Here is a 21,773-nt window from a genome sequence, read left to right on the forward strand (position 1 = left end):
CCGTCAGCGGTCCGCACGGACCGCGCGCGTGGCCGTCAGGGTTCCGTCTGCGACGGGGCGGACGGCCTGGAGGCGCGTGATGCTGCCGTCATGACCCTCACGTCGATCCTCCCTTCGCTCCGCGCCTCGCTCCCCGATCCCCTCGACCCGGTGCTCTGGCCGGCGAGCACCGAGGCGACGACCGACGACGTCCGGGTGCGTGCGGTGTCCATGCAGCGGCTCGCGGCGGTCGCGGGGACACCCTGCGTGCACACCGCGGAGCAGGCACCGCCGCGGTACCGCCCGCGCGACTGGGTGCCGCGCGACGTCTGCGTCGCCGTGGCCGCGGTCACCCGGGTCCGGCGGCCCTGGGGCGTGCTGCTCGTCGAGCTCGACGCGGTGCTGCCCGACTGCGCCGTGCTCACCGAGGCCCGGCTGATCGGCCGCCGATCGGTGGCCCCGGCCGCGGCGGTCACCGTGACGACGAACCCGACGGGGACCGCCGGCCGGGACGCGGTGCTGCCCGGGGACGTCGCGGTGGGGGACCTGGTGTGCTTCCCGTGCGCCCGAGCGCTGACGCACCGCGAGGTCGCGACGCTCTGACGCCCGGCGGTGCCCGTCGAACCAGAGAACCGACGTGGACCAGGGCGGGTGCCCGGTTCGACGTCGGTTCTGTGGTTCCTCACGTCCCGCACGGCGCGGGGCCGATCGGGCTACGGCTCGTAGCGCTCGACCTTCGTGACCGTGACGGCGATCTCCTTGCCGTTGGGCGCCGTGTACGTGGTCTCGTCGCCGGCACGCATGCCGACGATGGCCGCGCCGACCGGGCTGACCGGGCTGTAGACGGTGAGGTCCGAGCCGTCCGCGACGATCTCGCGGTTGCCGACGAGGAACGTCGACTCGTCGCCGGCGATGACCGCGGTGACGACCGTGCCGGGTTCGACGGTGCCGTCGAAGTCCGCTTCGCCGACCGTGGCGTGCTTGAGGAGCTCGGTGAGCTGACGGATGCGCGCCTCGATCTTGCCCTGCTCGTCCTTCGCGGCGTGGTAGCCGCCGTTCTCCTTGAGGTCGCCCTCTTCACGTGCCGCCTCGATGCGGTCCGCGATCTCCTTGCGGGCGGGGCCGGAGAGCTGCTCGAGCTCGGCCGTCAGACGGTCGTGCGCCTCCTGGGTCAGCCAGGTGACCTGGGGGTCGTTGCTCATGTGGGTTCCCTTCGACAGAGAACGAGACCGGCCGGTGTGGCCGGTCTCGCTCGCGAATCAGACGAGTCTAGGGAACCCAGCAGTCGTGGATCAAGCCGGTCACGCCGCGCGTCGTGGTGTTCACAGGCGTCGTGATGCTGCGGGTGCGTTCGCTCGACGGCGGCAGGGTGACGACCTTCCACCCGACGATCGAGTACGACTTGTCGAGGGCCTGCACGGCGCACTTCGCCTCGGTCCCGGGGTCGACGGACACCTGGGAGTGCACAACGGTCTCGTGGTCGGAGACGACCTGGTAGCCGACGTCCGTGCTGTCGAGCCCGTGTGAGCTCTGGTCGAGCCCGGCCCAGATCACCCAGGCGGCGAACACCACGACGACGGCGGCGGCGGCCACGATCGCGATCAGTCGGGAGCGCTTCCGGTTGCCCGCGGTGCGCCCGTAGCGGTCGTCCAGGGTCGCCGCGGTGGCGCCGGCCGGAGCGGTGCGGGTGGCGTCGGGGGCGACGGAGGGAAGCGGTTCGGACAGTTCGGGGCTCCTGGGGTGATTATCCTGGTCCCAGGGTAGGCCACGCCCCGCTGTGCACCGCCCGAATCCCACTCGTCTCCGAAGGGACCCCCGTGCCGTTCCGCCTGCTGGCCGTCCACGCCCACCCCGACGACGAGTCGAGCAAGGGAGCGGCCACCGCGGCGAAGTACGTCGCCGAGGGACACCAGGTCATGGTCGTCTCGTGCACGGGTGGCGAGGCCGGGGACATCCTCAACGACCAGCTCGGCGAACCGGCGACGAGCCGCGCGCACCGCGACATGGCCGGGTACCGCCGCACCGAGATGGCCGCCGCACAGGCCGCGCTCGGCATCGAGCACGTCTGGCTCGGGTACCACGACTCCGGGCTGCCCGACGCCGAGCAGGGCGAGACGGTCCGTCCCGGCACCTTCTCGACCGTCCCGCTCGAGTACTCGACCGAGACGCTCGTCCGCGTGGTCCGTCGGTTCCGTCCGCACGTGCTCGTCACCTACGACGAGAACGGCGGCTACCCGCACCCGGACCACATCCGCACGCACGAGGTCTCGGTCGCCGCCTGGCGCGACGCCGCGGACCCGACGAAGTACCCGGCGGCCGGCCCGGCGTGGGCGGTGTCGAAGCTGTACTACGAGCGGACGATGAACCCGCGGCGCTTCCGGACGATCTACGACGCCATGCGCGAGCGGAACCCGGAGGACCCGGCGCTCGAGCAGCTCGGCGAGTGGGTCGAGCGCTTCGCGGACCGACCGGACCTGTCCACGTCGCACGTCGACGTCCGCGACCACTTCGACGCCCGCGACGCCGCGCTCCGTGCGCACGCGAGCCAGGTGCCGCCGGACAGTGCCTTCTTCTCCTGGCCGAACGACCTCCTCGCGACGGTGTGGCCCACCGAGGACTACCAGCTCGTCGAGGCACGCGTGCCCACCGAGCTGCCGGAGTCCGACCTGTTCGCGGGGATCCCCGAGGACGAGGACACCACCGCGTGAGCACCATCACGGCGACGATCATCGCCGCCACGAACCCCAGCCCGAGCCCGACGACCGTCCCGGACGTCGACGTCACCCCGGGCGTCGCGGGCTTCATCGCCATCGCGGTCGTCGCCGTCGTGACGATCCTGCTCGTGGTCGACATGACCCGTCGCATCCGGCGGACGCGCTACCGCGCCGAGATCCGGGAGCGCCTGGAGCAGGGCGACGCCGACACCGCGACGGACGAGCCGGAGCGGCGCGCGGCGGAGGACGGCCGCACCGACGTCGGCGACGACACCGAACGCGGGTAGACGGCACCACCGGAGGGACGGGAGGCGCGTGGCGGGACCGCCACGCGCCTCCCGTTCGTGACGCGCCCCGGGACGGTCAGCGCACCGGGTGCAGCGCCACGATGAGCACACCCACCCACTGGGCGGCGAAGGCCACGACCGTCAGGGCGTGGAAGACCTCGTGGAACCCGAACACCGTCGGGGCGGGGTCGGGACGCTTGAAGCCGTACACGAGCGCACCGAGGATGTAGGCGAGCCCGCCGGAGAGCACCAGGACCGTCATCGGGACGCTCGCGGCGAAGAACTGCGGCAGCAGCCCGAGCGCGGCGCACCCGAGCACGAGGTAGATCGGGACGTACAGCCAGCGCGGTGCACCGATCCACAGCACGCGGAACGCGATGCCCAGCGCGGCGCCGGACCACATCACCCACAGCACGACGACCATCAGCGTGTGCGGCAGGGCGCAGATCGCGATGGGCGTGTACGTGCCGGCGATGAGCAGCAGGATGTTCGTGTGGTCGATCCGCTTGAGGACCTTCTTGACCGTCGGCCCCCACGGGAACCGGTGGTACGTCGCGGAGACGCCGAACAGCAGCAGGGACGACGCCATGAAGACGGCGCTGCCGGCCTTGGCGGCCGCACTGTCGGCGAGCGTGATGAGCACGACGCCCATCGCGACGGCGAAGGGGAACGTGCCGAGGTGGATCCACCCGCGCCAGGCCGGACGGGGCGGCTCGGCGACGGCTTCCTCGGTGAACGGGACGTGGGGGAGGGTCGCGGTCTCGTCCTGCATGGGGCGACAGTAGGGCCACTGCCCGAACGGCAGCCGAACATCTGAGGATCGGTGCACTACAGTCGTGCCGTGAGCGGCAGGGTGCAGTGGGCCGGGCGCGGGATCCTCTACCGCGCCTACCAGCGTCGTATCCGCCGCCAGATCGACGGACAGGCGATGCCGAAGCACGTCGCCATGATCGTCGACGGGAACCGCCGTTGGGCGAAGCAGCTCGGACTCGAGTCCGCGGCGCACGGACACCGGGCCGGCGCGGCGAAGATCCCCGAGTTCCTGGACTGGTGCGACGACCTCGGCATCGAGGTCGTGACGCTGTACCTGCTGTCGTCGGACAACCTGACCGGCCGCGGCGGCGAGGAACTCGAGCAGCTCATCGGCATCATCGCCGACCTGGCCGGCACGCTCGCCGACCACCGCGACTGGCGCGTCCAGCACGTCGGGGCGAACGAGGGGCTGCCCACGGCGCTCGTCGACGCGCTCGAGACCGCCGAGGCGACGACCGCGGAGCACACCGGCCTGCACGTCAACCTGGCCGTCGGGTACGGCGGCCGCCGCGAGATCGCCGACGCCATGCGGAGCATCGTGCGGGCGCACGGCGAGGGCGGCGGCACGCTCGACACCCTGGCCGAGGTGCTGACCCCGGAGCTCATCGGCGACCACCTGTACACGCAGGGGCAGCCGGACCCGGACCTCGTGATCCGGACGTCGGGCGAGCAGCGGCTCTCCGACTTCATGCTGTGGCAGAGCGCGCACAGCGAGTTCTACTTCGTCGAGGCCTTCTACCCGGACCTGCGCGAGGTGGACTTCCTACGCGCCGTCCGCGACTTCGGCCTGCGGTCCCGACGCTTCGGCGGCTGAGGCTGCGCCGGAGCCGTCCCGCGGACGGCCCGTGCCGCGGTCGCGGCTCGCGCCGCGTCCTCCGGTGCGTCAGGCGGCCTGCGTTCGCCCGCGCCCGGGCATCCCAGTACACTCACAGGGTTCTCCACCCACGGAAGGTTGCCCCTGTGAACACCACCGAGTACGCCGCCGGCTTCGCCGAGGAGCCCGGCTACCTCGACCACGCCGCGTTCGGTCCCGTGCAGACCGCGGTGCTCGAGGAGCAGCGCGTGCTCGGGACGATCCAGGAGCACATGCGCTTCGGCGCCATGGAGACGCTCGACGAGCAGGACGCCCGTGTCCGGACGGTCGCCGCGCGGCTGGTCGGCCGACGTGAGGACCAGGTCGTCTCCCAGACCGCGACGACCCCGGGGCTGCTGCACACCGCGTTCGGCCTGACCGGTGGCGTGCTCGTCGCCGCGGACGAGTACCCGTCGCTGCCCCTCGCCCTAGCGAGCGCCGCCTCGGCCACGGGCGGCCGCGTGCAGCCCGTCGTCGTCGAGTCCGGCGCCGGGTGGATGACGCCGTCGCTCATCGCGTCGCGGCTCTCGGACGACGTCACCGCGGTCGCCGTGTCCCTCGTGGACTGGCAGACCGGGTACCTCGCCGACCTCGCCGCGATCCGCGAGGTCATCGGCGACCGGCTCCTGATCGTCGACGCGATCCAGGGCTTCGGCGTCGTGGACGCCCCGTACGAGCTCGCGGACGTCGTCGCGACCGGCGGGCAGAAGTGGCTGCACGCCGGCTGGGGCACGGGCTTCACGGCCTTCAGCGACCGCGCCCTGAACCGCCTGCGCCCGGCGCTGTCCGGCCCGCAGGGCACCACCGGTTGGCCGACCGAGGTGCCCTCGGTGAAGCCCGGGGCCGCCGGGTTCCAGATGACCAGGACCGATCCGGTCGCCCAGGCCCGCACGGCCGTCGCGCTCGAACGGCTCGTGTCCGTCGGCGTGGCCGCGGTGCAGGAGCAGGTCGCCGAGCGGGTCGAGCGGGTCTTCGACATCGCCGACGAGTTCGGGCTGTCCGTCGAGTCGAGCCGCGACCCGCGCGAGCGCGCCGGGATCGTCGTGCTCCGGCCGCCGCAGGGCCGCCTCACCGCGCTGTCCGCCGCCTTCCACAACCACGGGGTCACCGCCACGACGCGGCTCGGGGTCGCCCGGGTGTCGGTGTTCGCGTCCACGACGGACGAGACGCTCGACATGTTCCGCGACGCCTGCCTGTCCTACGCGACCATGCAGTGACGCCGGTCGCGCAGGTGCGCGCGGACCGACGCGAGCCGCGTGGTGGCGTCGCCACGAGCCTCCAGGCCGGAACTGTCCCGTTCACGTGACCGTAACCTGCCGAACAGCGTGTCGGGATGCCGCTGTCGGAGGGCGGACGTAGCTTGGCCCCATCGGGCACCGCGCCCGATCGAAGCGGCCACAGTCGGTGCTTCGGGACCCGCTCCACGGCCGCGTCGAGGACAGTGACCGGGCCGCGCGCGGCCCGGGGATGGAGTGGTCGTGACCTCTCAGAACGTCTCTCGCGGAACTCAGCAGCACCACACCGCGGACTCGTCCACCTCGGTCGCCCAGCGCACGTTCGTGCTCGACACATCGGTGCTCCTCAGCGATCCGCGGGCGTTGTTCCGCTTCGCCGAGCACGCGGTCGTCCTGCCCGTCGTCGTCGTCAGCGAACTGGAGGCCAAGCGGAACGACCCGGAGATCGGGTACTTCGCGCGGCAGGCCCTCCGGCTCCTCGACGAGCTGCGCATCGAACACGAACGACTCGACTTCCCGATCGCCCTCGCTGACGGCGGGTCGTTCCGGGTCGAGCTGAACCACTCCAACCTGTCGGTGCTGCCCTCGGGCCTGCAGCTCGGTGACAACGACTCCCGGATCCTCGCGGTCGCGATGAACCTGGCGAACGACGGACTCGACGTCGTCGTCGTGTCGAAGGACCTGCCGCTCCGGGTCAAGGCGTCGTCGATCGGCATGGCGGCCGAGGAGTACCGCGCCGAGCTCGCGGTCGACTCGGGCTACACCGGCATCACCGACCTGCAGGTGTCCGGCGAGCAGATGGCCGACCTGTACGAGCGCGAGGAGATCCCCTCGTCGCAGCTCGCCGGCGTCCCGGTCAACACCGGGGTCGTCATCCACTCGGAGCGCGGGTCCGCCCTCGGCCGCGTGCACACCGCCGGGTCCGTCGCCCTGGTGCGCGGGGACCGCGAGGTCTTCGGGCTCCGCGGGCGCTCGGCGGAGCAGCGGCTCGCGATCGACGCCCTGCTCGACCCGGAGATCGGCATCGTCTCGCTCGGCGGGTCGGCCGGCACGGGCAAGTCGGCGCTCGCGCTCTGCGCCGGGCTCGAGGCCGTCCTCGAACGGCAGCAGCACAAGAAGATCATGGTGTTCCGGCCGCTCTACGCGGTGGGTGGCCAGGAGCTCGGGTTCCTGCCGGGCGACGCCAACGAGAAGATGAACCCGTGGGCGCAGGCGGTGTTCGACACCCTCGGCGCGCTGGTCTCCGACAACGTCCTGGACGAGGTCGTCGAGCGCGGCATGCTCGAGGTGCTCCCGCTGACCCACATCCGCGGGCGCTCCCTGCACGACGCGTTCGTGATCGTCGACGAGGCACAGTCCCTGGAGCGCAACGTCCTGCTCACCATGCTCTCGCGCATCGGGCAGAACTCGCGGGTCGTGCTGACGCACGACGTGGCGCAGCGGGACAACCTGCGGGTCGGGCGGCACGACGGGGTCGCGTCGGTCATCGAGCGGCTGAAGGGGCACCCGCTGTTCGCGCACGTCACGCTGACGCGCTCCGAGCGCTCGGCGATCGCGGCGCTCGTGACCGACCTGCTCGACTCGCCGGACCTGGTGTAGCGCGCGGGGTGGACGCCACCCCGGGACGGACGGGAGGCACGGTGCCAGCCGGCACCGTGCCTCCTGTCCGTCGGTGGGTGCGCCCGTCAGTTCGGGTGCGTCATCGACAGCACGTCCAGGGCGCTGTCGAGCTGCTCCTCGGTGACCTCGCCCCGCTCGACGTGGCCGAGGGCCACGACGGCCTCGCGCACGGTGATGCCCTGCGCGACGGCGTACTTCGCGACCTTCGCGGCGGCCTCGTAGCCGATGACCCGGTTGAGCGGCGTCACGATCGACGGCGACGACTCGGCGAAGGCCCGCGCGCGCTCGAGGTTCGCCTGCAGCCCGTCGATCGTCTTGTCGGCGAGGACCCGCGAGCTGTTCGCGAGCAGGCGGATCGACTCGAGCAGCGCGGTGCCCATCACCGGGATCGCCACGTTCAGCTCGAATGCTCCGGAAGCGCCGGCCCACGCGATGGTGGCGTCGTTGCCGATCACGCGCGCGGCGACCATGAGCGTGGCCTCGGGGATGACCGGGTTGACCTTGCCGGGCATGATCGACGACCCCGGCTGCAGGTCGGGGATGTGCAGCTCGCCCAGGCCGGTGTTCGGGCCGGAGCCCATCCAGCGCAGGTCGTTGTTGATCTTCGTCAGGCTGACCGCGATGACCTTGAGCGCGCCGGACGCCTCGACCAGGGCGTCACGGGCGCCCTGCGCCTCGAAGTGGTCGAGCGCCTCGGTGATCGGCAGCCCGGTGTCGGACGCCAGCTGCGCGATGACGCGCTGCGGGAAGCCCTTCGGGGTGTTGATGCCCGTGCCGACCGCGGTGCCGCCGAGCGGGACCTCGGCGACGCGGGGGAGCGTCGCCTGCACCCGCTCGATCCCGAGCCGGACCTGGCGCGCGTAGCCGCCGAACTCCTGGCCGAGGGTGACCGGCGTCGCGTCCATCAGGTGCGTGCGGCCGGACTTCACGGCGTCGGCCCAGAGCGTCGCCTTGGCCTCGAGGGACTCGGCGAGGTGCTCGAGCGCCGGGACGAGGGTGCGGATGAGCGCCTCGGTCACGGCGACGTGCACGGAGGTCGGGAACACGTCGTTCGAGGACTGCGATGCGTTGACGTGGTCGTTCGGGTGCACGTCCGACCCGGCGATCCGGGTGGCGAGCGTCGCGAGGACCTCGTTCATGTTCATGTTCGACGAGGTGCCGCTGCCGGTCTGGTACACGTCGACCGGGAACTGGTCGTGGTGCTCCCCGCCGATGATCGCGTCCGCGGCCTGCGCGATCGCGTCCGAGACGGCCGCGTCGACGATGCCGAGCTCGCCGTTGACGACCGCGGCGGCACGCTTGATCCGGGCGAGCGCGACGATCTGCGCCGACTCGAGGCCGGCACCGGAGATCGGGAAGTTCTCGACGGCACGCTGGGTCTGGGCGCGGTAGAGCGCCGACGCCGGCACCCGGACCTCGCCCATGGTGTCGTGCTCGATGCGGTAGTCGCCCTCGGGGATGCTGTCCGGGGCGGTGGTCGCGGTGGTGTCGGTCACGTCGTCGTGGTCCTTCCTGTCGTGCTCGCCGGCGCGGTCGCGTCGACGCGGTCGTACGGTCCCGTCGGTGTCGGGGCCTGCGTCGTCGGGGCCGGTCAGGCCTGTCCGACGACGGTGTCGATGGAGACCTCGCCGGTCCCCAGGTCGTAGGTCGCGCCGACGACCGCGAGCCGTCCCTCGGCGATCGCGTCCGAGACGGCGCCGGAGCGCTCGATCACCTGGCGGAGCGTGGCCTCGAGGTGGGCGGCGCCGACGGCTTCCTGCGGCAGGTCGGCGTCGGTGGTGCGGACCTGCTCGACACTCGGCGCGATGGCGTCGACGAGGGCCTGCAGGTGCGGTGCGGGCACCGGCTCACCGGAGCGGGCGGCGGCGACCGCTCCGCAGCGGGTGTGGCGGAGCACGACGACGAGCGGCGTGCCGAGCGCCACGACCGCGAACTCGATCGAGCCGAGGACGACGTCGTCGACGATCTGCCCGGCGTTCCGGATCGCGAAGAGGTCGCCGATGCCGGCGTCGAAGACGTGCTCGAACGGCACGCGCGAGTCGGAGCACCCGAGGACGGTGGCGAACGGTGCCTGCGAGCCGGTGAGCTCGCCGCGGCGGTCCGGGTCGATCCGGCCGGTGCGGCGCTTGTCGGCGGCGAAGCGGGCGTTGCCCTCGACGAGCAGGCGGAGGGCCTCGGACGGGGTGGCGGCGGCGCGGTCGGGCATGGGCTTCCTCGGGGTCGGGTGGGCTGCGTCGGGTCGGTTACTGCTGCGCGAACTGCTTCGACACGGCCGTGGCGACGGTCGTGAAGGACGCGTCGTCGGCGGTGCCGGACAGGACGATGGTGTTCCGGTCGAAGGTACCGACCAGCGAGTACGCGTGGTTGCCCGCGTCCTTGCCCTCGGCTCGCCGGTCGTACACGGTCCACTTCGTGCCCGCGATGGTGCGCTCACCGGTGGACGGCTTCTGGTCGAGGTGGTTCGCGACCCACGAGGCGTTCGCGTCGATGCCCTGCTGCAGGCCGATGTACTGCTTGTCGGGCGTGATCAGGCCGATCGTCCAGACCTTGACCCCGTCGGAGGTCTTGTCCTGGAAGTCGGCGCGGTTGGCGCTGTAGTCCTTCGGCAGGTCCGGGGCTGCGAGGGTCACGCCGGGGACGTTCGCCTGCGACGCGATCTGCTGGTAGTCGACGGTCCGGTCCACGGTCTGGTCGGGGCGGACCACGACGAGCACCAGGAACAGCACGATGCCGAGTGAGGCGACGAGGGCGAGCACGAGGTTGAACGCCGTCTGGTGCTCACGACGGGTGCGGCGTGCGGCGTCCTTGCGCGCCCAGGTCTCCTCGGCCGTTTCGGGGCGGCCGAGCTCGGCGACGATCGGACGGCCGTCGGCGTCGGTCACCGGTCGGCTCCGTCCTGCTCGACGGCACCGTCCGCGGCCGGACCGGCGGTGGACGCACGGGCGGCGTCGAGCCGGGCACGGGCGCCGACCAACCACTCCTCGCACCGGGCGGCGAGGGACTCCCCGCGCTCCCACAGTGCCAGCGAACGCTCGAGCGTCGCGGACCCCTGCTCGAGTTCGGTGACGACGCGCACGAGTTCGTCGCGCGCCGCTTCGTAGCTCAGCGACTGCACGTCGGACGGCACGGGTTCCTGCTGGGTCGACACCCCTCGATCCTACCGAGCACCCTCCGACGCGGCGTACCGGCGGCCGGTCCGGTGGAGAACCGCCCGGCGTCGGCGCCCACGTCCCGCGACGCCGGGCGCGTCCGGCTCGGCGACAGGCCCCGAACCCGTCCGGCCGCGGACCCGTCAGGCCCCGGACCCGTCCGGCCCCGGTCCCTCCGGCTCGAGCGTGCCGGTCGCCGTGCCCGCCCCGAGCGTCACGTGCACGGGCGTCGGTCCCGACAGGTCGTCGGTGCCGCGGACGACCCCGCCGTCCGCGGTCTGCACGATGGCGTAGCCCCGGCGCAGCGTGTCGCGGGGTGAGAGCGCGCGGAGCCGGCCGGTCAGGTGGCCGACGTCGCTGTGCGAGCGCTCGAGCCGACGGTCGAGCAGCTCGCGGGCGCGGGAGAGATCGCGCGCCACCTCCTCTGCCCGGGTGTCGACGAGCCACGCGGTCGACGCCAGGGCGGGGCGGGAGCGGAGCGCGGCGATCCGGTCGGCCTCGACCGACAGGGTGTGCGACAGCCGCAGGCCCAGGCGTGCCCGGGCCTGCCGGACGTTGGCGAGCTCCTCGGCCACGTCGGGCACGACCCGCTTCGCCGCGTCGGTCGGGGTCGAGGCGCGGAGGTCAGCGACCTCGTCGAGGATCGGTCGGTCGGCCTCGTGCCCGATCGCCGAGACGATCGGCGTCGACGCGGCCGCCGCGGTGCGGACCAGCCCTTCGTCGCTGAAGCCGAGCAGGTTCTGGAAGTCGCCGCCGCCGCGGGCCACGATGATGACGTCGACGGTCGGGTCGGCGTCGAGCTCGACGATCGCGGCCGTGACCTCGCCCACCGCCCGTTCGCCCTGCACGGCGGTGTGCAGCGTGCGGAACTCCACCTGCGGCCACCGCAGCTGCGCGTTCCGCTTGACGTCCTTCTCGGCGTCGGAGTCCTTACCGGTGATCAGGCCGATGCGGTGCGGCAGGAACGGCAGGCGCTTCTTGCGGGCGGGGTCGAACAGCCCCTCGGCCGCCAGGGTCCGGCGCAGCCGTTCGAGGCGCTCGAGCAGGTCACCGAGCCCGACGTGCTTCATCTCGACGACCTGCATCGTCAGCGAGCCGCCCTTGACCCAGTAGTTCGGCTTGACGGCCGCGACCACCCGGGCGCCCTGCTTCAGGTCTGCCGGCACCCGGGACCGCACGCTCGACCAGATCGAGAAGGACACGGTCGCGTCGACCTCGACGTCCTTGAGCTTGCCGTAGACGTTGCCGCCGGCGACGTTCCACTGGGTGATCTCGCCCTCGACCCAGGCGACGCCGAGCCGGTCGATCCAGTCGCGGATCTTCGCGCCGAGCAGCGCGACGGGCCACGGGTTGTCGGCCGTCGGTGGGCCCTGCTCGATCGCCATGCCCCCATGCTGCCGCATCCCGGCGACACCGCCGGGCCGAGCGACCGCCGACCGGCCACGCCGCCGGGCCGCGCGACGGCCGGCGCCGCCCGGCGGCGCACCCCGCCGTCCCAGGCCCCGTGCCGCCCGCGCACCTATCATCGGGGGCGTGACGATCACCAACGGCCGAACGGTCCCGCTCGCCCCGCCGCGCGTGCACGCAGCGCGGGGTCGCCTGCGGGACGAGCCGGTCCCGGGCGACAAGAAGGTCCTGCTCGCCGCCCCGCGCGGCTACTGCGCCGGGGTCGACCGGGCCGTCGTCGCGGTCGAGAAGGCCCTGGAGCAGTACGGCGAGCCCGTCTACGTGCGCAAGCAGATCGTCCACAACGTGCACGTCGTCTCCACGCTCGAGCAGCGCGGTGCGGTGTTCGTCGACGACGTCGCCGAGGTCCCGCACGGCGCCCACGTCGTCTTCAGCGCCCACGGGGTGTCCCCGGCGGTCGTCGCCGGCGCCGCCGAGCGCGACCTGCACGCCATCGACGCGACCTGCCCGCTCGTCACGAAGGTGCACCGCGAGGCCACCCGGTTCGCGAAGGCCGGGCGCACGATCATCCTCATCGGCCACGCCGGGCACGAGGAGGTCGAGGGCACGATGGGCCACGCCCCCGAACGCACCATCCTGGTGAACGGCCCCGAGGACGTCGCCGCGCTCGAGGTCCCGGACCCCGACAACCTCGTCTGGCTGTCGCAGACCACGCTGAGCGTCGACGAGACCATGGAGACCGTCCGCCGGCTCCGCGAGAAGTTCCCGTCCATCGAGAACCCGCCGTCGGACGACATCTGCTACGCCACCCAGAACCGCCAGGTCGCGGTGAAGAAGGTCGCCCCCGCGGCCGACCTGGTCATCGTGGTCGGCTCGGCGAACTCCTCGAACAGCGTCCGGCTGGTCGAGGTCGCGCTCGAGCACGGCGCGAAGGCCGCGCACCGGGTCGACTACGCCGAGGAGATCCGCCAGGAGTGGCTCGACGGCGTCGCCACGGTCGGCGTGACGAGCGGCGCCTCGGTGCCCGAGGAACTCGTCGCCGAGGTGCTCGAGCAGCTCGCGGACGCCGGCTACGGCACCGTCGAGGAGATCGTCACCGCGCACGAGGACCTCATGTTCTCGCTCCCGAAGGAGCTCCGCACCGACGCGTCGGGCAAGCCGACGCGCGCGCTCGGCGGGCGTCGCCGGTGAGCGGCGGGGACTGGTCCGCGGCACCGGCCCGCGAGCCGGGTCACGTCGACGAGACGGCGCTCGGCCGGGAGGCACGCCCCGCCTCCGCCGGGTCGGCCGCCGGTCCCGCGGTCGGCCGGGTCCACGGCCGTCCGGCACCGGAGTACGGCGAGTACGCCCCGGAGGGGTGGGTGAACCCGGTCCTGGAGGCCCAGCGCCGCGAGGACGAGCGTCGAGCCCAGGAGCGCCGCGAGGAGCAGCCGATCGCGACGGCGAAGTCCGCGGCGGCCGCCCAGCAGGTACCGCGCAGCCGGTTCGGCGCGTCCCCGCTCGACTTCGTGCTGACGGTCGGACTGCTCGTCACCGGGCTGTTCTCGACCGTGCAGTCGCTCTCGGTGACGCAGGTCGCGTCCTCGGTGCGCGAGACCTTCGAGCAGCAGTACACGACCTTCGCGGACCCAGGAGCCCTGTCCACCGCGGCCGTGGTCGGCGCGATCGGCAGCGTCGTCGTGTTCGCGCTGGTGACGTGGTGGTCGATCCGTCGCCTCCGGGCACGCCGACGGACCTTCTGGGTGCCGCTCCTCGGCGGGGTGGTCGCCACGGCGATCAGCGTCACCGCGTTCATCGCGGTCGTGCTGCAGGACCCCAGGTTCCTGCAGGCCGTGATGCAGCACTCCGGCGGCTGAGCCCGCCCGACGAGTGCGCCCGACGAGCCCTACCCGGCCAGGAAGGCGGCGACCGCGCCGTGCAGTGCCGCGAGGTCGTCGACGTGGACGAGCTCGCGGACCGAGTGCATCGACAGCAGGCCGACGCCGATGTCGATGGTCGGGATGCCGAGCCGCGTCGCCGCGATCGGGCCGATCGTCGAGCCGCCCGGGATCGTGTTCACGTTGACGAACGGCTGCCACGGCACGCCGGCGGTGTCGCACGCGGCAGCCCAGACCGCCTCGCCCTTCGCCTCGGTCATGTAGCGCTGGTTCGCGCTGATCTTCAGGAGCGGACCGCCGCCGGGACGCGGGCGGTTCGTCGGGTCGTGCTTCTCCGGCTGGTTCGGGTGCACGAGGTGCCCGGCGTCGCTCGACAGCAGCCACGAGGCACGGAACGCCCGGGCAGCCTCGGACCGCGAGGCGCCGAGGCCCTCCTGCACGCGTCCGAGCACGTCCTCGAGGAACGGACCACCGGCACCGGACGGCGTCGAGGAGCCGACCTCCTCGTGGTCGAACGCGGCGAACACGGGGATGTGCGCGCCGTCCGCGGGGGCGTCGACGATCCCGCGGAGTCCCGCGTGCACGCTCGTCAGGTTGTCCATCCGTCCGGACGCCAGGAACTCCCGCTCGATGCCGATCCGCGCCGGGGCCTGCGTGTCGGCCAGGAAGAGGTCCCACGACACCGCGTCGCCCACCCGGGCACGCAGCCACGCGGTGACGTCCGTGCCGCCGTCGTCGCCGCCCACGCCGACGATCGGGATCGTGTGGCGCTGCCGGTCGATCTCCTTGCCGTCGTTCACCCCGCGGTCGAGGTGGATCGCGAGGTTCGGGATGCGCGCGACGGGCCCGGTGGACACGAGCCGCACGCTGCCGTCGGCGTCGACCACCCGGCCGGCGATCTGCAGGTCGCGGTCGAACCACGTCGACAGGAGCGCTCCGCCGTAGACCTCGACGTTGAGCTGCTCCCACCCGAGGGTCCGCACGGCGGGGTTCGGCTTGACGCGGAACGTGGGGGAGTCGGTGTGCGCGCCGAGGATGCGGAACGGGGTCGTCGCGGTCGCGCCCTCCGGCAGTCGCCAGGCGATGAGTGCGCCGTCACGGACGACGACGTAGGCGCCGGCCTCGGTCGGCCACGCGTCGAGCTCGGACAGCTCGGTGAAGCCCGCCGCGACGAGTCGGTCGCGGGCCGCCGCTGCCGCGTGGAACGCGGTGGGGGACTCGGTGACGTACTGGGCGAACTCGGAGGCGATGGCGTCGGCGGTCACCCGACCATCGTGGCACGGCCCGCGGTGCACGACGCCCAGTGGTGACCGGACGCAGGACGGGGCGCGTCCGTCGGACGCGCCCCGTGCCTCCCGTCCAGTGTGGACTAGCCCTTGGTGTGCCCGGCCGAGCCGAGGACCTTCGCCGCCTCGCCGACGCGGGCCGCCATGGCCGTCTCGGCCACCTTGCCCCAGGCGCGGGGGTCGTACTGCTTCTTGTTGCCGACCTCGCCGTCGACCTTCAGCACGCCCTCGTAGTTCCGGAACATCGAGTCGGCGATCGAGCGCGTGAACGCGTACTGCGTGTCCGTGTCGATGTTCATCTTGATGACGCCGTTGCGGACGGCCTCGTGGATCTCGTCGTCGGTCGAGCCGGAGCCGCCGTGGAAGACGAGGTCGAGCGGGTTCTCGCCGGTGCCGTGCTTCTCGGCGACGGAACGCTGGATCTCGCCGAGGAGCTCCGGACGCAGCTTGACGTTGCCCGGCTTGTACACGCCGTGCACGTTGCCGAAGGTGAGCGCCGCGATCCAGCGGCCCTGGTCACCGAGACCGAGCGCGTCGACGACCTTCTCGACGTCGTTCGGGGTCGTGTAGAGCGCGTCGTTGGTGCCCTCGTGCTGGACGCCGTCCTCCTCGCCGCCGACGACGCCGATCTCGACCTCGAGGATCGCGTTGATGTTGCGCGTCTTCTCGATCATGGTCTTCGCGATCTCGATGTTCTCGTCGAGCGGCACCGCGGAACCGTCCCACATGTGGGACTGGAAGATCGGGTTGCGGCCCTGGCGGACCTCTTCCTCGCTCGCGGCGATGAGCGGCAGGACGAAGCCGTCGAGGGCGTCCTTCGGGCAGTGGTCGGTGTGCAGTGCGACGGTGATGTCGTAGTTCTTCGCGACCTCGTGGGCGAAGCGCGCCATCGCGAGGGCGCCGGCAGCACGGTTCTTCACGGTGTGGCCGGCGAAGTAGTCGGCGCCGCCCGTCGTCACCTGGAGGATGCCGTCCGAGCCGGCTTCCTGAAGTCCCTGGAGGACGGCGTTGATCGTCTGCGAGGAGGACACGTTCACCGCGGGGTAGGCGAACTTGCCGGCCTTCGCTCGTTCGAGCATCTCGGCGTACTGTTCCGGCGTTGCGATGGGCACTGCGATCTCCTTCGACGTGGTGGTGTCCACGCCGAGCCTAGTCAGGCGGACTGGAGGCGTTACGGGTGCACGTCCGTGCACCCGGTGTGGCTCCTGTGAGGGCGGTGGGTAGGCTCTGGTCGTGACTCCCAGCACTGAGACCGGTTCCCTGTTCCTCCAGCCCGACCGCAACCTGGCGCTCGAGCTCGTGCGTGCGACGGAGGCCGCGGCGATCCGTGCGCAGCCCTGGGTGGGTCGGGGTGAGAAGAACCTCGCGGACGGTGCCGCCGTCGACGCGATGCGCAAGTTCCTGGGGACCGTGAACTTCGACGGCGTCGTGGTGATCGGCGAGGGCGAGAAGGACAACGCCCCGATGCTCTACAACGGCGAGCACGTCGGCAACGGCCACGGCCCGGCCTGCGACATCGCGGTCGACCCGATCGACGGCACCTCGCTGACCGCCGCCGGCCGTCAGAACGCGATCTCGGTGATGGCCGTCTCGGACCGCGGCTCGATGTACGACCCGTCGGCCGTGTTCTACATGGACAAGATCGCCGCCGGGCCCGAGGGCCGTGGGGTCCTCGACCTGGAGAAGCCGATCGGCGAGAACATCCGCGCGCTCGCGAAGGCGAAGCACAAGGACATCGAGGACATGCAGATCGCCGTCCTCGACCGTCCCCGCCACGACGAGCTGATCCGCGCGATCCGTGCGACCGGTGCCGGCACCCGGCTGCTGCTCGACGGTGACGTCGCGGGCGGCATCTCGGCGGCGCTGCCCGGGTCGAAGATCGACATGTGCGTCGGTGTCGGCGGGACCCCGGAGGGCATCATCACGGCGTGCGCGATCAAGGCGCTCGGCGGTGTGATCCTCGGCAAGCTCCAGCCCAAGGACGACGAGGAACGGCAGAAGGCGATCGACGCCGGGCACGACCTTGACAAGGTCCTCGACCAGGACGACCTCGTCACGGGCGACAACACGTTCTTCGTCGCGACCGGTGTCACCGACGGTGTCCTCGTCGACGGCGTCCGCCGTTCACGCGGTGTCATCCACACAGACTCGCTCGTGCTGCGGTCCCGCTCGAACACCATCCGCCGGATCCAGGCGGACCACCGCGCGGAGAAGTGGTTCTGATCAGTTCGGTCTGACCACTTCGGTCTGACCACGCCGAGGCGGCGCCGCGGGTCGGCGTCGCCTCGTTGCGTAGGGTCGGAGCATGAGCATCGCCACCGCACGGATCGTCGGACTGGACACCGCGGGCATCCGCCGCACCAGGGCGGAGGTCGAGGGGACGACGGAGCGCCTGCCGCACATCGTTCCCGTCGCACCCGACCTCGGCATGATCCTCGCGGACGACGGCGGGACCGTGCTCAGCGCGGCTGCGCTGCAGGAACTGGGGTGGACGGACGCCGACGTCCTGCAGGCCGCAGTCGAGGTCGCGCAGCAGCAGGCAGCAGGCGAGATCGCCGTCGTCCGGCCGGGGACGGTGGTGGTGCAGGACCCGGACCTGGCGGTGCTCGTGGTGGCCGCTCCGTCGAGCCTGCAGGGCATCGACCTCGACGGCGCGCCGGTGCTCTTCCCGGTCGGGCCGACGACCTTCATCCTGACCGGCGACACCGACCCGGTCGGGCTCGAGACCGCCGCCGGCCTGGCGCAGCAGATCCTCGCTGACGAGGACGGCGACGTCCTGAGCGGACCACCCGTCGTGCTCGGTTCGGAGGGGTGGCGGCCGTTCGAGCACGCCGACCTCGACGCGGACCTCCGGACCATCCGAGCACTCTGGACGTCGACGGCAGCGAACCTGCAGCAGGAGGCACTCCAGGCGGTCCTCGACCGCGCCGGTGAGGACGTCCACGTCGCGCCGGTGTCGGTCGCTCGGCTCGACGAGGGTGACCCGGCGTTCTCGTACTCCGCGTGGACCGAGGACGTCGAGACCGTCGTCGCGGCCGTGGACACCGTCGTGCTCGTGACCCTCGACGGACAGACGCTGCCGGTTCCGTTCGGCCGTCTGCAGGCGCTCGTACCCGAGCTCGTCGAGGAGCTCGCCGTCCGCCCGACCCGCTACCGACTCCGCGGCTTCCCGGACGTCGCGTCGCTCCGCGAAGCGCTCTGACCCCGAGGGGCGACGACCTGGTGGTTTCCGTGTCCCCTGATATGGTCACACCCGTACTTCTGTGGAGAACGTAGCCAGCAGAACGACTTGGGGAGGAATGATGGCGCGGCCGTCGGGGTGGGATGTCGTCGATCAGGGTGATGATCCGGTCAAGGGTGATCCGGCGACGATCCGGATGATGGGTCGGGAGTACCAGCGCATCTCCGACGCCGCGTCCGATGCGTCCACTCGCCTGAACTCGGTGAAGGGCTCCGGGTGGCTGACCGACTGGGAGGGCGAAGCCGCCGACGTGTTCGTCGACGCGATCCAGGACACCCCGTCGGACCTGTCCAAGCTCGTCGACTCGTACGCGCTGGCAGCGTCGGCGTTGTCGGGGTGGGCGGACGTGGTCGATGACACCCAGTACCGGGCTGATGGTGCCCTCGCGGACGCGAAGGACGCCGCCGGGGACCTCACCGCCGCACAGGATCGCCTGTCGGATGCGCAGTCGACCCTGTCCCACTACCAGACCGCCGCCCGGAGCCTGTCGCAGGTTGCCGACCAGTACCCGGCCGGGTCGGAGGTGCCTGACGGGGTGGAGGTGCCGACGCCGGCGCAGGTGCGGGCCGCGTCGGACAACACCGCCGTCGCGCAGGGCTCCGTCTCGAGTGCGCAGGGCGACATCGCCGCGGCGCAGTCCCGGATCGACGCCGCGAAACGACTCGTCGCCGACGCCCGCGGGGACTGGGAGGACGGGGAGCGGCGTACCGCGACGAAGATCGGTGAGGCCGCCGACGCGGGCCTGGGGAAGCAGTCCTTCTGGGATCAGGTCTTCGGGTCCGAGGCGTGGGAGACGATCGTGTCGGTCGCGAAGGTCGTCGTCGCGGTCGGCGGGATCATCGCGATGATCATCCCCGGCCCCTGGACACTGATCATCGCCGCGATCGCGCTCGTGGTCCTCGCGGACACGTTGTACAAGATGAGCCAGGGCAGGGCCGACGGGTGGGACCTCGCCTTCGCCCTGCTCGACTGCGTCCCCGCCGGCGGCGCCGTGGGCACGCTGCTGAAGAGCACTCGGATCGCGACGCAGGTCGCCCGGGTCGGTTCGATCAGCATGAAGGGGGTCGAGGTCGTCGGACGCACTTCCGGGGCCTTCAGCATGGGAACGCGGACTGCGCGCGCGCTCCTGACGCGGGTCCAGCGCCCGCTCGCTGGTGTCGCGAACGTCACCGCGAAGGCGCTGCCGCCGGTTCGGAGGATGACCGAAGCGGTGAACCCCACTGGCCGGTCGATCTCTCGTCTCGCCACCAACAAGGCCAAGGCCGCGTTCGGTGAGGCGCAGACCAAGGCGCTGTTCGAGGCGCAGGGCTACGTCGACGTCACGGTGCCGAAGCACGTCTTCAAGAACGGCATCGACCACGTGTTCCACCACCCGGACACCGGCCACTACGTCGTCGTGGAGTCGAAGTTCTCCTCCAACGCGGGGAAGTCCGGCGTCGATCTCCTGGGTACTACGAAGAAACACGGCCGGCAGATGTCGGACACTTGGCTGGAGGGCGATCTGCCGGGGCAAGCAGGGTCGCGTCTTGAGGTCGGCACCGAATTCAGCCACCGCAACTCGGTTTTGAACGCCTTCCTGGATGGAACTCTTGAGCGTGCGGTCGTCAAGATCAGCCCCGACGGCTCGTGTCTCCCGCAGCTGCTCAACACGGCGGCCCGTCTACGCTGATCGACATGACGCCACGTGATGATCGGGTGAGCCCCGCGTACTGGGCCGATGCGATCGCAGTCCTTGAGCGCAGTATCGAGGAGTTCCGGCCGTTCAGCCACGTCTTCCGGCCGGATGACACGCGGGCAGGGATCGTCCGGACGAAAGCGAATTTTGAAAGTACCTTGTTCCTGCTGGGTGCCAGGTACTCCGCGGGATATTCGGTGTCAGCGCTTGCGGACGATCTTGAATCGGTCGTGACCGTGTGGGAAAACCGGAATCGCTACGCGGCCGTTCCGGACGGCGGCTTTCCGTTGGAGACTCTCACGTTCGACAACAAGTCGGCGTACTACTACGCGTTGTGGTTGTCGTCGGTGGCGCGGTGTGTCGGGGTCGGACCGGCGTTGACGGAGCGCCTCGTCGGCATCGTGAACGCCGGTGGCGGTGCGGATCCGGTGCTCGCGCAGCTGTTGGGGATCGAGCCGGTGCGGGACACGGTCTGGCACAAGCGGCCGTTCCAGAACCTCGCGACGGCGTCGACCGCGAAGCCGGATCGTGCTGTAGCGGCGTTGGACCGTTACCTGCAGGCGTGGCAGAAGAACATCTCGTTCATCTGGTGGGCGCCGGCGCTCCAGGCCGTGCAGGGCGATCGGTTTGCCAAGTACTTCGGGTACTGGGCGTGGGAGGCGGCTGGTCTCGTGGTGGCCCGAGGCTTCGACGACACGAGCCTGCGGTCGTCCCCGTTCTACCCAGCCGACCTCGTCGACGCGCGTCACCGCGGATGAAAGGCCTCGGGCTCGACTGGAGCGTCACCGCGAAGTGGTTCTCACTCGCGAGGATGAGGCGTGGCGGAAGTTCCCACGAATCGTTGCAGCCGCGCGCGGTGCAGTTCGACACCAGCTACTGGCAGAGCGCGCTCGACGTCACCCGCACTAACTGGGAAGGTCGCCGCGAGGCGGTCAGGCGGGCGACAGGTCCGCACGATCGACGAAGTGCTCTGCGCGGATCGTGGCATCAAGGGCTTCGCTACCTCGGCGCGCAGTACTCGGCTGGCAGGACGCTTGACGAGGTCGGCACCGTCGTCGCTGACGTCGCGTCCTCGTATGCGGAGTGGACGGCATGCATGCCCGAGGCTGGCGCGGCTACTCCGAGCTTCGCCAAGAGCAACGAGTACCTGATCAGCGTTCTCCGACTGGTCGGGCTCGCGATGGGAACGGGTCGGGTGGAGAGCGCACAGCTGGTCCTGTCGCACGCTGGCGGTCATGAACCTGAAGCTCTCATCTCGGCACTGGCGGTGATGCACTGCGCTCCAGTCCTCGAGACCGGTGCTGCCGTCCCACCGACACCTCGATTCGCTCGGCCGCTGCTACGTGTCCTCGAACGCCCCGGGGCAGCAGCGGATCACGTCTCGACCTACCTCGCGGACTGGCCCCTCCGGATGCAGGCAACCGACTGGATGGGGTCCCTCGAGCGCGTGGCTCCGGGAGACAGCTACGGTCAGGGCTTCTTCGGGTACTGGGCCTTTGAGCTGGCTGCACTGAACGCTGAGGGCGAGCGTGCCGCCGCTGCCGTTCGATCGCCGGTCGTGCCGGTCGACTTGTTGGACGATAGGACTCGCCGGTGATTCTGCGACGACGTGTCGTGCAGAACGCCTGTACCCCGCG

Annotated in this window: 23 protein-coding genes; 13 read left to right on the plus strand and 10 right to left on the minus strand. The window is 71.5% G+C overall.

The genetic code is table 11. The features are described 5' to 3' along the window. The first annotated feature begins 90 nt into the window (after positions 1–90). Positions 91–582: a hypothetical protein gene (locus tag LQK89_RS03985; protein ID WP_058742778.1), complete on the plus strand. Its 492-nt coding sequence runs from the start codon at positions 91–93 to the stop codon at positions 580–582. A 110-nt stretch (positions 583–692) separates the two neighbouring features. On the opposite strand, the gene greA is transcribed toward LQK89_RS03985, so the two are convergent. Both greA and LQK89_RS03995 read right to left on the minus strand, forming a co-directional pair. Further along, positions 693–1,181, minus strand: a complete 489-nt coding sequence (gene greA, locus LQK89_RS03990; RefSeq protein WP_058742779.1) for a transcription elongation factor GreA — start codon at positions 1,179–1,181, stop codon at positions 693–695. A gap of 67 nt (positions 1,182–1,248) precedes the next feature. Continuing rightward, positions 1,249–1,572: a DUF4307 domain-containing protein gene (locus tag LQK89_RS03995; RefSeq protein WP_058742780.1), complete on the minus strand. Its 324-nt coding sequence runs from the start codon at positions 1,570–1,572 to the stop codon at positions 1,249–1,251. 224 nt (positions 1,573–1,796) lie between these two features. On the opposite strand from LQK89_RS03995, the gene mca reads away from it, so the two are divergent. Together mca and LQK89_RS04005 are read left to right on the plus strand one after the other, a co-directional pair. Further along, complete coding sequence (gene mca, locus LQK89_RS04000; RefSeq protein ID WP_231050273.1) at positions 1,797–2,687, plus strand: mycothiol conjugate amidase Mca; 891 nt, start codon at positions 1,797–1,799, stop codon at positions 2,685–2,687. After that, positions 2,684–2,980, plus strand: a complete 297-nt coding sequence (locus LQK89_RS04005) for a hypothetical protein (RefSeq protein WP_058742781.1) — start codon at positions 2,684–2,686, stop codon at positions 2,978–2,980. The genes mca and LQK89_RS04005 overlap by 4 nt, the downstream gene beginning before the upstream one ends. A 76-nt stretch (positions 2,981–3,056) precedes the next feature. On the opposite strand, the gene trhA is transcribed toward LQK89_RS04005, so the two are convergent. After that, the gene (gene trhA, locus LQK89_RS04010; RefSeq protein WP_175326946.1) at positions 3,057–3,752 is read right to left on the minus strand and encodes a PAQR family membrane homeostasis protein TrhA; all 696 of its coding nucleotides are present in this window, start codon (positions 3,750–3,752) and stop codon (positions 3,057–3,059) included. A gap of 69 nt (positions 3,753–3,821) precedes the next feature. On the opposite strand from trhA, the gene LQK89_RS04015 reads away from it, so the two are divergent. The 3 genes from LQK89_RS04015 to LQK89_RS04025 all read left to right on the plus strand — a co-directional run bounded on the left by LQK89_RS04015 (position 3,822) and on the right by LQK89_RS04025 (position 7,480). Continuing rightward, positions 3,822–4,607, plus strand: coding sequence for an isoprenyl transferase (locus tag LQK89_RS04015; protein ID WP_231050274.1), 786 nt, complete (start codon positions 3,822–3,824; stop codon positions 4,605–4,607). A 146-nt stretch (positions 4,608–4,753) separates the two neighbouring features. Further along, positions 4,754–5,863, plus strand: a complete 1,110-nt coding sequence (locus tag LQK89_RS04020; RefSeq protein WP_141860510.1) for an aminotransferase class V-fold PLP-dependent enzyme — start codon at positions 4,754–4,756, stop codon at positions 5,861–5,863. Positions 5,864–6,118: 255 nt separating this feature from the next. After that, entirely contained in the window at positions 6,119–7,480 is a 1,362-nt protein-coding gene (locus LQK89_RS04025; RefSeq protein WP_175326944.1) for a PhoH family protein, read from the plus strand. An 86-nt stretch (positions 7,481–7,566) separates the two neighbouring features. Here LQK89_RS04025 and LQK89_RS04030 read toward each other — a convergent pair whose 3' ends face one another. The 5 genes from LQK89_RS04030 to xseA all read right to left on the minus strand — a co-directional run bounded on the left by LQK89_RS04030 (position 7,567) and on the right by xseA (position 12,035). Further along, positions 7,567–8,997: a class II fumarate hydratase gene (locus LQK89_RS04030; protein ID WP_442874060.1), complete on the minus strand. Its 1,431-nt coding sequence runs from the start codon at positions 8,995–8,997 to the stop codon at positions 7,567–7,569. Positions 8,998–9,092: 95 nt separating this feature from the next. Beyond that, on the minus strand, positions 9,093–9,707 hold the full coding sequence (locus LQK89_RS04035) for a carbonic anhydrase (protein ID WP_141860512.1): 615 nt from the start codon (positions 9,705–9,707) through the stop codon (positions 9,093–9,095). Positions 9,708–9,744: 37 nt separating this feature from the next. Further along, positions 9,745–10,383: a DUF4245 domain-containing protein gene (locus tag LQK89_RS04040; protein ID WP_231050275.1), complete on the minus strand. Its 639-nt coding sequence runs from the start codon at positions 10,381–10,383 to the stop codon at positions 9,745–9,747. Continuing rightward, entirely contained in the window at positions 10,380–10,649 is a 270-nt protein-coding gene (locus LQK89_RS04045; protein ID WP_231050276.1) for an exodeoxyribonuclease VII small subunit, read from the minus strand. Before LQK89_RS04045 ends, LQK89_RS04040 begins: the two co-directional genes overlap by 4 nt. 144 nt (positions 10,650–10,793) lie before the next feature. Further along, positions 10,794–12,035 (minus strand): exodeoxyribonuclease VII large subunit, encoded by a 1,242-nt coding sequence (gene xseA / locus LQK89_RS04050; RefSeq protein ID WP_144802529.1) that lies wholly within the window; start codon positions 12,033–12,035, stop codon positions 10,794–10,796. Positions 12,036–12,183: 148 nt separating this feature from the next. Between xseA and LQK89_RS04055 the strand changes: the two genes are divergently transcribed. Together LQK89_RS04055 and LQK89_RS04060 are read left to right on the plus strand one after the other, a co-directional pair. Continuing rightward, complete coding sequence (locus LQK89_RS04055) at positions 12,184–13,248, plus strand: 4-hydroxy-3-methylbut-2-enyl diphosphate reductase (protein WP_231050277.1); 1,065 nt, start codon at positions 12,184–12,186, stop codon at positions 13,246–13,248. Further along, entirely contained in the window at positions 13,245–13,913 is a 669-nt protein-coding gene (locus LQK89_RS04060; protein ID WP_231050278.1) for a DUF6264 family protein, read from the plus strand. The genes LQK89_RS04055 and LQK89_RS04060 overlap by 4 nt, the downstream gene beginning before the upstream one ends. 29 nt (positions 13,914–13,942) lie before the next feature. Here the strand turns inward: LQK89_RS04060 and LQK89_RS04065 are convergent, their stop codons facing one another. Both LQK89_RS04065 and fbaA read right to left on the minus strand, forming a co-directional pair. Then, complete coding sequence (locus LQK89_RS04065) at positions 13,943–15,199, minus strand: M18 family aminopeptidase (RefSeq protein WP_231050279.1); 1,257 nt, start codon at positions 15,197–15,199, stop codon at positions 13,943–13,945. 104 nt (positions 15,200–15,303) lie between these two features. Continuing rightward, positions 15,304–16,332 (minus strand): class II fructose-bisphosphate aldolase, encoded by a 1,029-nt coding sequence (gene fbaA, locus LQK89_RS04070; protein WP_144802520.1) that lies wholly within the window; start codon positions 16,330–16,332, stop codon positions 15,304–15,306. A gap of 121 nt (positions 16,333–16,453) precedes the next feature. Between fbaA and glpX the strand changes: the two genes are divergently transcribed. The 5 genes from glpX to LQK89_RS04095 all read left to right on the plus strand — a co-directional run bounded on the left by glpX (position 16,454) and on the right by LQK89_RS04095 (position 21,733). Then, positions 16,454–17,443, plus strand: a complete 990-nt coding sequence (glpX, locus tag LQK89_RS04075; protein WP_114848921.1) for a class II fructose-bisphosphatase — start codon at positions 16,454–16,456, stop codon at positions 17,441–17,443. An 82-nt stretch (positions 17,444–17,525) separates the two neighbouring features. After that, entirely contained in the window at positions 17,526–18,422 is an 897-nt protein-coding gene (locus LQK89_RS04080; RefSeq protein WP_231050280.1) for a hypothetical protein, read from the plus strand. A gap of 100 nt (positions 18,423–18,522) precedes the next feature. Further along, the gene (locus LQK89_RS04085; protein ID WP_331000571.1) at positions 18,523–20,130 is read left to right on the plus strand and encodes a putative T7SS-secreted protein; all 1,608 of its coding nucleotides are present in this window, start codon (positions 18,523–18,525) and stop codon (positions 20,128–20,130) included. Positions 20,131–20,135: 5 nt separating this feature from the next. Then, on the plus strand, positions 20,136–20,894 hold the full coding sequence (locus LQK89_RS04090) for a PoNe immunity protein domain-containing protein (RefSeq protein ID WP_231050282.1): 759 nt from the start codon (positions 20,136–20,138) through the stop codon (positions 20,892–20,894). Between the two features lie 98 nt (positions 20,895–20,992). Then, positions 20,993–21,733, plus strand: coding sequence for a DUF1911 domain-containing protein (locus tag LQK89_RS04095; RefSeq protein ID WP_231050283.1), 741 nt, complete (start codon positions 20,993–20,995; stop codon positions 21,731–21,733). Positions 21,734–21,773: the final 40 nt, after the last annotated feature.

Origin of the sequence: Curtobacterium sp. C1, assembly GCF_021049325.1 — a bacterium.
In the GTDB taxonomy this organism is placed as follows: domain Bacteria; phylum Actinomycetota; class Actinomycetes; order Actinomycetales; family Microbacteriaceae; genus Curtobacterium; species Curtobacterium citreum.